The organism is Pontibacter brevis (genome assembly GCF_054779655.1).
Genome location: NZ_BAAGXV010000089.1, coordinates 21,733 through 34,184, shown reverse-complemented (window position 1 = coordinate 34,184; position 12,452 = coordinate 21,733). Strand labels below are relative to the sequence as shown.

The 12,452-nt window shown below is 48.3% G+C and carries 13 protein-coding genes; 9 read left to right on the top strand and 4 right to left on the bottom strand.

Annotation, left to right across the window (positions count from 1 at the left end; all coding sequences use genetic code 11):
* Positions 1-25 precede the first annotated feature (25 nt).
* The 6 genes from ACYVB1_RS20170 to dnaK all read left to right on the top strand — a co-directional run bounded on the left by ACYVB1_RS20170 (position 26) and on the right by dnaK (position 6,580).
* Positions 26-1,015, top strand: coding sequence for a DNA-directed RNA polymerase subunit alpha (locus tag ACYVB1_RS20170; RefSeq protein ID WP_460925625.1), 990 nt, complete (start codon positions 26-28; stop codon positions 1,013-1,015).
* A 70-nt stretch (positions 1,016-1,085) separates the two neighbouring features.
* Positions 1,086-1,664 carry a 50S ribosomal protein L17 gene (gene rplQ / locus ACYVB1_RS20165; RefSeq protein ID WP_460925624.1) on the top strand — a complete coding sequence of 193 codons (579 nt, stop codon included), beginning with the start codon at positions 1,086-1,088 and terminating at the stop codon, positions 1,662-1,664.
* 75 nt (positions 1,665-1,739) lie between these two features.
* The gene (carA, locus tag ACYVB1_RS20160; protein WP_460925623.1) at positions 1,740-2,852 is read left to right on the top strand and encodes a glutamine-hydrolyzing carbamoyl-phosphate synthase small subunit; all 1,113 of its coding nucleotides are present in this window, start codon (positions 1,740-1,742) and stop codon (positions 2,850-2,852) included.
* Positions 2,853-2,872: 20 nt separating this feature from the next.
* On the top strand, positions 2,873-4,150 hold the full coding sequence (gene eno, locus ACYVB1_RS20155) for a phosphopyruvate hydratase (protein WP_460925622.1): 1,278 nt from the start codon (positions 2,873-2,875) through the stop codon (positions 4,148-4,150).
* Positions 4,151-4,240: 90 nt separating this feature from the next.
* Complete coding sequence (locus ACYVB1_RS20150; protein ID WP_460925621.1) at positions 4,241-4,537, top strand: FtsB family cell division protein; 297 nt, start codon at positions 4,241-4,243, stop codon at positions 4,535-4,537.
* A gap of 177 nt (positions 4,538-4,714) precedes the next feature.
* Positions 4,715-6,580, top strand: coding sequence for a molecular chaperone DnaK (gene dnaK / locus ACYVB1_RS20145; RefSeq protein WP_460925620.1), 1,866 nt, complete (start codon positions 4,715-4,717; stop codon positions 6,578-6,580).
* Positions 6,581-6,826: 246 nt separating this feature from the next.
* On the opposite strand, the gene ACYVB1_RS20140 is transcribed toward dnaK, so the two are convergent.
* The 4 genes from ACYVB1_RS20140 to ACYVB1_RS20125 all read right to left on the bottom strand — a co-directional run bounded on the left by ACYVB1_RS20140 (position 6,827) and on the right by ACYVB1_RS20125 (position 10,459).
* Positions 6,827-7,165 (bottom strand): hypothetical protein, encoded by a 339-nt coding sequence (locus ACYVB1_RS20140; RefSeq protein ID WP_460925619.1) that lies wholly within the window; start codon positions 7,163-7,165, stop codon positions 6,827-6,829.
* Positions 7,166-7,169: 4 nt separating this feature from the next.
* Positions 7,170-8,237, bottom strand: coding sequence for an Ldh family oxidoreductase (locus ACYVB1_RS20135; RefSeq protein WP_460925618.1), 1,068 nt, complete (start codon positions 8,235-8,237; stop codon positions 7,170-7,172).
* A 280-nt stretch (positions 8,238-8,517) separates the two neighbouring features.
* Entirely contained in the window at positions 8,518-9,462 is a 945-nt protein-coding gene (locus ACYVB1_RS20130; RefSeq protein WP_460925617.1) for a Ppx/GppA phosphatase family protein, read from the bottom strand.
* A gap of 106 nt (positions 9,463-9,568) precedes the next feature.
* On the bottom strand, positions 9,569-10,459 hold the full coding sequence (locus tag ACYVB1_RS20125) for a class I SAM-dependent methyltransferase (protein ID WP_460925616.1): 891 nt from the start codon (positions 10,457-10,459) through the stop codon (positions 9,569-9,571).
* A gap of 107 nt (positions 10,460-10,566) precedes the next feature.
* On the opposite strand from ACYVB1_RS20125, the gene dapF reads away from it, so the two are divergent.
* The 3 genes from dapF to ACYVB1_RS20110 all read left to right on the top strand — a co-directional run bounded on the left by dapF (position 10,567) and on the right by ACYVB1_RS20110 (position 12,401).
* The gene (gene dapF / locus ACYVB1_RS20120; RefSeq protein ID WP_460925615.1) at positions 10,567-11,361 is read left to right on the top strand and encodes a diaminopimelate epimerase; all 795 of its coding nucleotides are present in this window, start codon (positions 10,567-10,569) and stop codon (positions 11,359-11,361) included.
* 20 nt (positions 11,362-11,381) lie between these two features.
* The gene (locus tag ACYVB1_RS20115) at positions 11,382-11,900 is read left to right on the top strand and encodes a GNAT family N-acetyltransferase (protein WP_460925614.1); all 519 of its coding nucleotides are present in this window, start codon (positions 11,382-11,384) and stop codon (positions 11,898-11,900) included.
* A 75-nt stretch (positions 11,901-11,975) separates the two neighbouring features.
* Positions 11,976-12,401, top strand: a complete 426-nt coding sequence (locus ACYVB1_RS20110; RefSeq protein ID WP_460925613.1) for a GNAT family N-acetyltransferase — start codon at positions 11,976-11,978, stop codon at positions 12,399-12,401.
* Positions 12,402-12,452 lie beyond the last annotated feature (51 nt).

The following is a 12,452-nucleotide window of genomic DNA, read 5'->3' as shown; positions in this document are numbered from 1 at the left end:
ATTTATAACCTTTAACACTGCAAGTATGTCAATATTAGCATTTCAAATGCCAGAGAAAGTTGTGATGGAAAAAGCCGACGACTTTCATGGGTTATTTGAATTCAAGCCGCTTGAAAAAGGTTACGGTGTAACCATCGGTAATGCTCTGCGAAGAATTTTACTTTCTTCACTGGAAGGCTATGCCATCACGAGCATCCGTATAGGTGGTGTATTGCATGAGTTCTCGTCTGTTGAAGGGGTGGTTGAGGACGTTTCAGACGTAATCCTTAACTTGAAGATGGTTCGCTTGAAAAAAGTCAGCGAAGTTTTGGACGAAAAAATCACTGTTAGTCTCAGTGGTCAGGATACTTTCACCGCTGGTGATATAAACAAGTTCACTTCAAGCTTCCAGGTGCTAAACCCAGAACTGGTAATCTGCCACCTGGATAGCAGCATTAACTTTGAGGTTGAGCTGACAGTTCAGAAAGGACGTGGTTACGTTCCCGCTGACGAAAACAAGCCAGCCGAACAAGTATTTGGTCAAATTCCTATTGATGCCATCTACACACCTATCAAAAACGTGAAGTTTAGTGTTGAGAACACGCGAGTAGAGCAGAAAACTGACTACGAGAAACTTGTTCTTGACATCCAGACGGACGGTTCGATTCATCCCGAAGAAGCATTGAAAGGTGCGGCGAACATCCTGATACAGCACTTCATGCTGTTCTCTGATAACACAATGACTTTCGAAACAGCGAAACCTGAAGAGGAAGAAGCTGTAGACGAGGAACTGCTTCATATGCGCAAAGTTCTGAAGACTTCTCTTCAGGATATGGACCTGTCCGTGCGCGCCTACAACTGCTTAAAGGCAGCCGATATCAAAACTCTCGGCGACCTTGTACAGCTTGATATAGCCGATATGATGAAGTTCAGGAACTTTGGTAAGAAGTCGTTGACGGAGTTGGAGAACCTGGTTCAGGAAAAAGGATTGGTTTTCGGTATGGACCTTTCTAAGTACAAATTAGAAGAAGATTAATAAATCTACGGCATAATTCCCGATCCCTTCATAGGTTGATCGACGGTATGCACGTGCACAAATTACAATAATGAGACACGGTAAAAAAGTAAATCACTTAGGAAGAACCGCTTCACACCGTAAGGCAATGTTGTCAAACATGGCAGCTTCCCTTATCCTGCACAAGCGCGTTTCAACTACAGTAGCGAAGGCGAAAGCACTACGTAAGTATGTGGAGCCTCTGCTTACTAAATCTAAAAACGATACTACTCACTCAAGAAGAACTTGTTTTGCTTACCTGCAGAACAAAGAGTCTGTAAAGGAGCTTTTTGATGAGGTATCAGTAAAAGTAGCTAACAGGCCAGGCGGCTATACCCGTATCCTGAAGACTGGCTACAGACTGGGTGACAACGCAGAAATGTGCGTTATCGAGTTGGTAGACTACAACGAGGACATGCTGACAACAGCATCTACTGCTACTGGCGGTGCGAAGAAAACACGTCGTCGTGGTGGTAAGAAGAGCAGCGACAACGCTGGTGCTACGGCTCCTGCAACGGATGCTGGTACAACTGCTCCGGCTGTTGAAGCTTCAGCTCAGGCTGCAACTGAAACTCCAGATGCTCCGGCAGAGTCTACTGATTCTAACGATGAGACAAAAGATGCACAATAAGCTTTTTTTGTAAATAATTTAAGGGGACATGACGGAAGTCGTGTCCCTTTTTTATTTTTGTAACAAATCATGAATATGAAGAAGCAAATTTCAACAGAAGCAATACTTCTTTTAGAAGATGGTACCGTTTATAAAGGTAAGAGTTTAGGTAAAATCGGTACATCCGGTGGCGAGTTGTGTTTTAATACCGGAATGACAGGCTACCAGGAGATTTTCACTGACCCCTCTTATTATGGACAGATGGTGGTGACAACTGTATCGCACGTGGGCAACTATGGTGTACAGTCTAAAGAAGTAGAGTCTGACAGAGTTCAGATCAGTGGTCTTGTATGCAAAGACTTTTCAGATTTCTTTTCCAGAAAAACGGCAGAAGGCTCCTTACAGGAATATTTTGAAAAGGCCGGTGTGGTAGGTATATGTGAAATAGATACCAGAGCTTTGGTGCGCCATATCCGTGACAAAGGTGCCATGAACGCAATTGTTTCTTCTGAAACAACAGACATAGAAGAGTTGCGTAAAAAATTGGCAGAAGTGCCGTCTATGGCAGGTTTGGAGCTGTCATCAAAAGTGAGCACACCTACTGTTTATCATTACTCCCCTGAGGAAGTAAAATACAGAGTAGCAGTGCTTGACCTGGGTGTAAAGCAAAACAGCCTGAAGAACCTAGTGGCAAGAGGTTGCGAAGTAAAAGTTTTCCCTTACAATACTCCATTTGAAGAAATGGAAGCCTGGAACCCTGATGGTTACTTTATCTCTAACGGACCCGGTGACCCGGCTGCTACGACAGTAGCGGTGAATAGTGTAAAGCAAATGCTGGAGAAGCAGAAGCCGCTTTTCGGTATCTGTATGGGGCACCAAATGCTGGCGCAGGCAAATGGCATTGCGACCTACAAAATGCACAACGGTCACCGCGGGCTTAATCACCCGGTGAAGAACCTGCGCACAGGTCGTTCCGAGATTACGAGCCAGAACCATGGCTTTGTGGTGGATGCAGAGCAGTTACGTAATCACCCGGAGGTAGAGGTCACGCACATTAACCTGAACGATAACACTATTGAAGGCATCCGTATGAAATCAAAGCCTGCCTTCTCTGTACAGTATCACCCGGAGTCATCACCAGGACCGCACGATTCAGAGTACCTGTTCGATGATTTCATTGAGCTGTTAGAACAAAATAAAATCAAGTAAAACTATAGTTAAAAACAAACATGAGCTTAATCACAGACATTAAAGCGAGACAAATCTTCGACTCAAGAGGTAATCCTACTGTTGAAGTAGATGTATTTACAGAGTACGGTGCACTAGGGCGTGCTGCAGTTCCTTCCGGCGCATCAACAGGTGTACACGAAGCAGTAGAGCTCCGCGATAACGATAAGAGCAAATACATGGGCAAAGGCGTACTGCAGGCTGTGCAGAACGTGAACGAGAAAATTGCTGAAGAGCTTATCGGATTTCAGGTGTATGAGCAGAACCTGCTTGATAAGATTATGATCGAGCTGGACGGTTCTGGTAACAAAGGTAACTTAGGTGCCAACGCTATCTTAGGTGTATCACTGGCTATTGCCCGTGCAGCAGCTCAGGAACTGAACATGCCGCTTTACCGCTATGTAGGTGGTGTGAACGCCAACACCTTGCCAGTGCCGATGATGAACATCCTGAACGGTGGTAGCCATGCAGACAATGCCATCGACTTCCAGGAATTCATGATTATGCCTGTGGGTGCCGCTTCATTCTCTGAGGCACTTCGTATGGGTTCTGAGGTATTCCATCACCTGAAAAACGTACTGAAGAAAAAAGGTCTTTCTACAAACGTTGGTGATGAGGGTGGCTTTGCACCTAATATCGCTTCTAACGTAGAGGCTATTGAAGTAGTACTTCAGGCTATTGAAGCTGCCGGTTACAAGCCAGGCGACGACATGATGATCGCCATGGATGCTGCCTCTTCTGAGTTCTACGATGCTTCTTCAGGTACTTATCACTTCAAGAAGTCTACCGGCGATAAGCTTTCTTCTTCTGACATGGTGAGCTACTGGAACGAGTGGGTGAACAAATACCCTATCATCTCTATTGAAGATGGTATGGCTGAAGACGACTGGAAGGGCTGGAAAGAACTGACAGAGAAAACAGGTGATAAAGTACAGCTGGTAGGTGATGACCTGTTCGTAACGAACGTAGACCGCCTGCAGCAGGGTATCGACCAGGGCGTTGCTAACTCTATCCTAATCAAAGTAAACCAGATTGGTACCCTGACGGAGACTATCAACGCCATCAACCTTGGCCGTAGCCATGGCTATAAGAGCGTGATGAGCCACCGTTCCGGCGAGACTGAGGACAACACCATTGCTGACCTTGCTGTTGCCCTGAACACAGGCCAGATCAAAACGGGCTCCGCTTCCCGCTCTGACCGTATGGCCAAGTACAACCAACTGCTCCGCATTGAGGAGGAGCTGGGTGAGGTAGCTTACTTCCCTGGAAGAAAGTTCTAGTAATACAGAACATAAAATAAATGTGGTAAGGCTGTGGGTTATCTGACTCACAGCCTTATTTTTGTATAAGCACTTATTATCCTTACCGCTATGTACAGACGCATTCCCAAAATTTTCCGCAACTTCTATTTCATCACTTCTTTCCTGTTTTTAATCTGGATGCTCTTTTTTGATTCAAACGATTTTATTACGCAGTACCAGATGAACAAAACCCTCCGCAACCTGGAGGAGGAGAAGGAACATTACCTGGAAAAAATGGAAGAAGTGCAGCAGGACCGGAAGGAGCTGATGAGCAATGCGGAACTGCTGGAGAAGTTTGCCCGCGAAAAGTACCTGATGAAACGCCCGAACGAAGATGTGTTCATCATTGTGCCAAAGGAGGACTAGCAGAAGCAAGCCAAAGAGTAACCCCTCGTACGGGTAGATGTGTAGCCTGCGCAAAAGCACAGGCTACTTGCATTTTAGTTATCCCCACCTCAAAACAAAACCCCTCCCCAAATTATTTGTAACTTTGTGCTATGTGCTGTTGCTAAATAGCGGCAGCCTCACGTAATAAAAGATACTATGGCAAAAGTTGCAATAAACCTTTCTACTGGTGCACTTCAGCAGGCAGAAGTAATAGTAGGTATAGATTTAGGAACGACCAACAGCTTGGTGGCCTATATTCATCCTGAAGATAAAAAAGCCATCGCTATAAACGACCAGGGCCGTGGCACCATTGTGCCCTCAATTGTGCACTTCGCACAAAATGGCGAAACGCTGGTTGGTACAGAGGCGAAAGACTATCTCATCACAGATCCTGCTAATACTATTTACTCTGTAAAGCGCCTGCTTGGCAAGTCCTACCGTGACCTTGGCGAGCACAAAGACTATTTTGGATATAAGATAATAGACGACGATAGTGAAGGATTGGTAAAAATCCGGGTACAGGATAAATTCTATTCCCCAATAGAGCTATCGGCAGAAATACTGAAAGAACTGCGGGAGCGGGCAGAGCATTCCCTTAAAACACCGGTCAACCGTGCTGTGATTACAGTACCCGCTTACTTCAATGATTCACAGCGCCAAGCTACCCGCGATGCCGGAAAGCTGGCAGGGCTGGAGGTTCTCCGCATTGTGAACGAACCTACGGCAGCGGCACTCGCTTACGGTATTGGTATAGACCCGAATGAAGAGAAGACGGTGGCGGTATACGACTTAGGCGGCGGTACATTCGATATCTCTATCCTGAGCATACACCAGGGCATATTCGAAGTGCTTTCCACTAACGGAGATACATACCTGGGTGGCGACGACTTCGACCGGGCTATCATCAACCACTGGATAAGCGAAAACCAACTGGTAGCAGACACTATAAACCAGGACAAGAACCTGTCGCAGGAGCTGCGCCTGAAGGCAGAGGAGGCGAAGAAAGCGCTGAGCTCGCAGGAAGTATATACCAGCAACATCAACGGCACCATTGAATGCCACATTGAGCGCCACACTTTTGAAGGGCTGATAGCGCCTATTGTTGCCAGAACAATGGAGAGCTGCCGCCAGGCCATGGCCGATGCCAAACTGAAGCCGGAGCAGATAGATGCCGTGATCATGGTAGGAGGTTCTACACGCGTGCCCATGGTATATAATGCCGTTTCAGAGTTCTTTGGCAAACCAGCCAACAACACACTGAATCCGGATGAGGTGGTGGCATTAGGTGCGGCCATTCAGGCCGATATCCTGGCTGGTAACCGTAAAGACATCCTGCTGCTGGATGTAACGCCCCTGACGCTGGGTATTGAAACCATAGGTGGCCTGATGGACCCGATCATTCCAAGGAATTCCAAAATACCAACAAAGGCTGGCCGCCAGTATACCACGTCTGTGGACGGACAGGTAAACATGAAGATTTCAGTTTACCAGGGCGAGCGCGACATTGTGAAGGAGAACCGTAAGCTGGCAGAGTTCGACCTGAAAGGTATTCCGGCTATGCCGGCAGGTTTCCCGAAAGTAGATGTGAACTTTATTTTGAATGCGGATGGTATCCTGAAAGTGGAGGCAATTGAGTTGCGTTCCGGCACACGCCAGGAGGTAGAAGTGAAGCCTCAGTATGGCCTGACCGATGAGCAGGTAGAGCAAATGCTGATGGACTCCATTACGCACGCAAAAGACGACGTGTCGGCGCGTATGCAGATTGAGGCCCGTAGTACAGCCGAGCAGATGCTATACCAGGTAGAGCGCTTTATTGAGAAGAACGGGGAACACCTGACGGAGGAAGAAATTGCCCTGACCCGTAAAAATGTGCAGCACCTGAAAGACGTGCTGGCTTCCGGCGGCGATAAAGATGCTATCTATGGCGCGGTAGACGTGCTGGAAGCACAGACCAGTCCTTTTGCAGAGCGCGTGATGCAGATTTCTATCAAGAAGGCAATGTCCGGGAAGAAGATAGAGTAAGATTAAGTTTAGCTATATACAAAAAGCGCTGGCAGGAATCTGCCAACGCTTTTTGTATATAAGAGGCCTGTTGTTGTTCCCTTTGTTGTACAGGTGCCCTTTCACCTGCACAGAGGGAGTAGGAAGGCTTTCACCCCTTATGACGGCTTCACGAGACAAATTCCCGCGTCAGTAACTCCTCCGGATTTATACCTAATGCAAGGAAAGGGTCCTATGGCTTATGTTGTAATACTTGTGTTGCTTAAATTAATTTAAGACACCCAGCACAAACTCCAGCAGATTATAATTGAAATACAGCAGCGTGACAGCAACAATCACCCCTACCATTACATTGGCATAGGGGGCATCCTGTTCCCGCACTTCCCTCACCCCCCAGTAAGTGTAGCCCAGCAGCGCCAACAGTGCGTACAATAGCAGCAGGATGGGTATAGCCAGCAAAACCTCTACAGACGCAAAACGCCAGAAGTAGTTAAGGCCAAGCCACAGCACGTTCAGCGCCCACGCCACCACCATCATCAGAATACTTCTGTTGGTGGAGCCTATACCAATGCCCCTGAAAAATTTTGCAGTAGCGGTTTGTGCCATGCTGTTATAATTTAATGCCGAAACGCTTGCCAAGTTCTTCCAGGTCACGCTCTACAGGCGGCAAAAGCGGAATTCCTTTTTTCAGACGCTTTTCTGTCATCTCCCGTTCCGGGTCACCGGGGATCAACACCGCTTTCTCTCCTTTCTTCACTTTTGCTTTACGGAAAGTCTCAATCCAGTTGTCCATGTGAGACTTAAATTCGTCAGCCGGGCGGAAAGCATCTATGCGCATAGCACCCAGGAAGTGGCCGATGCCTTCCCCAACCAGATTCTCCGCCACTGGTAGGAAACTCACAAACGGTGGCACCCACGGGCCATAGTTGGCACCTGAAAGCACTGCAGAAAAAATATCTACAATCGAGGCAAGGGCATAACCCTTGTGGCTCCCGTGTACTTTGTCGCTACCCAATGGCAGCAGAGCGCCCCCAGCCTTCAGTTCATTTGCATTGGTAGAACGGTCTCCCTCTTTTGTTTGAATCCAGCCTACGGGTGCCTTTTTCTCTTTTCGCTGCAGAATCTCCAGCTTACCATTGGCGGCAGAGGCTGTGGCGAAGTCAGCCACAAACGCAGGCTGCTCTTTCGTTGGAATGGCTACCGCAATCGGGTTGGTACCCAGCATCCGGTCGGTAGAGAAAGTGGGAGCCACCAGTGGGGAGGCATTGGTCATGGCTATGCCTATCATGTCTGAGGATAAGGCCTCCATGGCATGATAACCTGCAATACCAAAATGATTCGAGTTTTTCACTGATACCCAGCCTGTACCTACTTTGGCGGCCTTGTCGATGGCAATGTCCATTGCCTTGGGGGCAATCACCAATCCTAAACCGCCGTCACCGTCTACGGTAGCGGTGCTGGGCGTTTCGTGTACAATGCGCATGTTGGGCTTTGGGTTGATACGGCCAGCTTCCCACAGGCGTACATAGCCGCTTAAACGTGCCACGCCATGTGAGTCCACACCACGTAAATCGGCCTCTAAAAGTACCTCGGCAGCCAGTTTGGCGTCTTTGGGCGGACATCCCATGTGCAGAAAAACCTCTTGTGTAAAATCGAAAAGTTGTCTGTATGAATGCATAGATAAGATTCTCCGGTAGAGGCGGCAAATTAACAAATTATAGAACCAATGCCTTGTATCTGTATAATAGATGCTGGCGCAGGGTTATAAGCTTTTCGGCGGTAATTTTAATGCGGCACACTCCTGCTTCTGAATCTTAAATGGCAGAAAGTATGTAACCGTCCCTCCTCAGAGAAGAAGGGACAGTTTAACCCGGTAAAGCAGAAACGGAGACATGGATGTCTCCGATAGCTGGCTTCGAACAGGAACGTTCGAAGCCAGCTATCTTTAGAGATATCAGTTACACCCGTTCTTCCTCGAGCATTTTCTGCAACACACCCTCTTTGAGCGCATACGCAGACACACGTATTTCCTGCAGGTTATAGGCTTGTAGCACAAAGTCCACAGCGATACTGGCCAGCACAATCATATCTACACGCATCTCCAGCATCCCCGGTATCGCAAGACGTTCTTCATGGTTTTTGCGCAGCAGGTCTTGGTGTATCCTGTAGAAATCAGCTATGGCTAATGTAGAGGCTGCGGGCTGGTCCTGCTGACGGCTAAAGTCACCTTTACTATGCGCATTAATGTCACACAGCGTATCAAAGGTGCCGGAAGAACCTACCAGTATGGTTGGCTTGTATTGTGCTACTGCTTCAGTGAGCGGCTGTAGCTCTTCTCTTAAATAAGCTTTTTCTGCTTCTGCACTTTCGGGGGCAATTGGGTCCTGCTTAAAGAACCGGTCCATCATGCGCTGTGCCCCAACTTCGAAGCTGCGCTTCCAGAATATCTCCTGTTTATTGCAGATAATAAATTCTACACTGCCCCCGCCAATGTCCATCACCAACGACGTTTGCTCATCGAGCACACCGGCTGCCCGCACACCATAATAAATAAACTCTGCCTCCTTGTTACCGTCTATTACCTGCACCTGTATGTCTGTCTCTTTGAAGATGTCCTTGATAAAATCATCGCCGTTTGAAGCATTGCGCACCATGCTCGTTGCCATTGCCTGTATTGCCTCCACCTCATACTCATCAATCTGCCTCCTGAAATCCTTGAGCGTTTTAATAGCCCGCTCATAGGCTTCCGGGGCAATAGCTCCGCTGCTGATGCCGCCCTGGCCTAAACGCACCGGTACTTTGGTTTTGATAAAGTCATGCCGTTTTCCGTTTTCATCTACTTCTGTCAGGAGCAGGTGAAAGGTATTGGTGCCCATGTCGATGAGTGCGAAGCGTTTTTTCATGCGGTGAAGGTTTAAGGATGTGGATATTTGTAAAAGGGGCTGAAATAAAATCAGGATGTTCTTGATGCTGTACATCGGCTCTCTGCCGCAGGTTTAGCTGTAGAGGTTACTTGGCCGAAGTAAACCGGAAAAAGGTACCCAAAGGCAGTTTTCTGTTGCCGCTGTCGTGCAGGTACAACTCGCCTAACTCCTCATTCTTCACCTGCTCTCCGAAAGTCTCCCGCATCAGGTTGTCCAGCACCATAGCGGAGAAGCCGATGGAGTATAGGTTAATGAGCAGGAAGTAATCGGTTTTGTCCAGCAGCTCACGGCACAGCTTGATCATTTCGTTCAGTTCATTTTCCAGTTGCCATTTTTCGCCGTTCGGGCCGCGGCCATAGGCAGGCGGGTCCAGGATAATGCCGTTGTAGGTGTTGCCGCGTTTTACTTCACGGCGGGCGTATTTCATGGCATCTTCCACAATCCAGCGCACGTTGTCGAGGCTGCTGGCTTCCATGTTATCGCGGGCCCAGAAGTTTACCTGCTTCACCGAGTCGAGGTGCGTTACATCGGCTCCGGCGGCTTTGGCAGCCAGGGTTGCGGCTCCTGTGTAGGCAAACATGTTAAGTATCTTGGGCTGCGGCGTCTTTAACCTGCGGGTAGTGTCGTAAATAAACTTCCAGTTGCTGTCCTGCTCCGGGAACAGGCCCACATGCTTAAAGGAGGAAAGGCCCAGGCGGAAACGCAGTTTCAGGTCGTTGTAGTTGTAGTTGATATACCACTGCTCTGGCATTCCTTTCTTCAGCTGCCATTGTCCTTTTTCGGTGCTGTTTTTGTCGCGGGTGAACACGGCATTGGCCATGCGCTGCCACTCCTGCTCAGAAAGGTGCTTATCCCAAATAGCCTGAGGCTCAGGACGCGCCACATAATATTGGCCAAAACGCTCCAGTTTCTCAAAATTTCCGGAATCTACTAATTCATAGTCAGCCCAATTTTCTGTTGTAAGAAAGGAATACATATCTTTGTCGTTAATTTCTGGCTGTGTGCCGGTTGAGGGCAAAAGTACTCAATATCCGCCGAACCTTAAAAAGTGCACGCAGTCGCGAATTTTTTTGTTACACTGATATGGCAATAACCTTTTATAAGTACCAGGGCACGGGCAATGACTTCGTGATGGTCGATAATCGTAAACACGCTTTTCCAACAGACGATGAGGCTTTGGTAAAGCAAATTTGTGACAGACGCACCGGTGTAGGGGCAGATGGCTTAATTCTGCTGCAGGACCACCCGGACTATGACTTTGAGATGGTGTACTATAACGCCGACGGCCGCCTGGGTTCTATGTGCGGGAACGGAGGGCGCTGCACCGTGCGTTTTGCAAGGCACCTGGGCGTGATAGAGGACGTGGCTTGTTTCCTGGCTGCAGATGGAGAGCACCAGGCCAGTGTAGAGCGTGACCTCATCCAGCTTAAAATGAACGACGTGCATGCTGTAGAGCAGATAGGGGATGATTTTTACCTAAACACAGGCTCTCCGCACTATGTGCGCTTTGTAGAGAATGTGCAGGACCTGGATGTGTATGCAGAAGGCCGTGCCATCCGCTATAACAGCCGCTTTGCCGCAGAGGGCACAAATGTAAACTTTGTAGAGCGGATTTCAGATAACGAGATTTTTGTGCGCACCTATGAGCGCGGTGTGGAAGACGAGACACTTTCATGCGGAACGGGCGTAACGGCCAGTGCCTTGGTGGCCGGTTTGAAAGGGTTTCAGAGTCCGGTAAAGGTGAAAACTTTGGGAGGAGAACTGGAGGTAACCTTTAAGCGGGATGGCGATAGCTTTAAATACATCAACCTGGTAGGGCCGGCGAAGCAGGTCTTCACTGGTTCGGTGCCACTTCCGCAGGCACAACAACAACTATAAAATTCTTAATCCGGATCAGCGTGTTTCTACGTTCAGAAAAAACATATCTCAGAGCACTGGAGCCCACTGATCTGGATTTTTTATACAATCTCGAAAACGATATTTCTGTCTGGCATGTAGGCAACACGCTTACGCCCTACTCTAAGTTTGTGCTGGAACAGTACCTGGAGAATGCCGCACTGGATATCTATACCATCAAACAACTGCGCCTGGTTATCTGCAACCACAACCACGAATCTGTTGGCGCGATAGACCTTTTTGATTTTGACCCTTTGCACAGGCGGGCTGGCGTGGGTATTGTAGTGGCTGCTCCGCACAGGGGCAACGGGCATGCACCGGAGGCTCTTCAGTTGTTGCTAAGCTACTGCCAGAACACCCTGCAACTGCACCAGGTGTTCTGCACCGTAACGGCCACCAACCTGGCCAGCATCCATCTTTTTCAGAAAGCAGGGTTTGAAAAAATCGGCATCCGGAAAGACTGGCTCCAAACACTCGATGGCTGGCAGGCTGTGGTGGAGTTTCAGAGGGTGTTTTCGTAAAAATCATGTCCATCCTTTTCATGGGGCAACGACGAGGTTTGCACCACCTGTAAACTGTAATCTAAAACTATCTGAATGGTCTTTCGCCGTGCTACAGTAGCGGACATAGCAGGAATGTTCCGGGTACGGATGGCCGTACGGGAGAATAAGTTGTCAGACCCTGCATTGGTTATGCACGCAGTGTGTAGAGACATGCTGCTGGAAAGAGGAGCAGGTTGGGTATGCGAGGCTGAAGGGAAGGTGGTAGGCTTCGCTATTGTGGACCTGACACGGTCTAACGTCTGGGCTTTGTTTGTGGATCCGTTGTTTGAAAAGAAAGGGATTGGCAGGAAGTTGCACGACCTGATGGTATCCTGGAGTTTTGCTGCCGGGCAGCCTAAACTGTGGCTTACCACCGACCCAGGCACACGGGCAGAAGCATTTTACAGAAAAGCCGGTTGGGTAGAAACAGGTATAGAACAGAATGGAGAAGTCCGGTTTAAACTGAACAGCCTTGCTTAGGCCTTATACTAAATCAGGACATAGTAGCGCAGCATCTTTGTAAAGAAAGAG

Coding starts and splice junctions, on each gene's coding strand:
- rplQ (WP_460925624.1), top strand. CDS start 1,086: ATGAGACACGGTAAAAAAGTAAATCACTTAGGAAGAACCGCTTCACAC.
- ACYVB1_RS20130 (WP_460925617.1), bottom strand. CDS start 9,462: ATGAAAAAACGCTTCGCACTCATCGACATGGGCACCAATACCTTTCAC.
- dapF (WP_460925615.1), top strand. CDS start 10,567: ATGGCAATAACCTTTTATAAGTACCAGGGCACGGGCAATGACTTCGTG.
- ACYVB1_RS20150 (WP_460925621.1), top strand. CDS start 4,241: ATGTACAGACGCATTCCCAAAATTTTCCGCAACTTCTATTTCATCACT.
- ACYVB1_RS20110 (WP_460925613.1), top strand. CDS start 11,976: ATGGTCTTTCGCCGTGCTACAGTAGCGGACATAGCAGGAATGTTCCGG.
- ACYVB1_RS20135 (WP_460925618.1), bottom strand. CDS start 8,237: ATGCATTCATACAGACAACTTTTCGATTTTACACAAGAGGTTTTTCTG.
- ACYVB1_RS20170 (WP_460925625.1), top strand. CDS start 26: ATGTCAATATTAGCATTTCAAATGCCAGAGAAAGTTGTGATGGAAAAA.
- ACYVB1_RS20140 (WP_460925619.1), bottom strand. CDS start 7,165: ATGGCACAAACCGCTACTGCAAAATTTTTCAGGGGCATTGGTATAGGC.
- eno (WP_460925622.1), top strand. CDS start 2,873: ATGAGCTTAATCACAGACATTAAAGCGAGACAAATCTTCGACTCAAGA.
- ACYVB1_RS20125 (WP_460925616.1), bottom strand. CDS start 10,459: ATGTATTCCTTTCTTACAACAGAAAATTGGGCTGACTATGAATTAGTA.
- dnaK (WP_460925620.1), top strand. CDS start 4,715: ATGGCAAAAGTTGCAATAAACCTTTCTACTGGTGCACTTCAGCAGGCA.
- carA (WP_460925623.1), top strand. CDS start 1,740: ATGAAGAAGCAAATTTCAACAGAAGCAATACTTCTTTTAGAAGATGGT.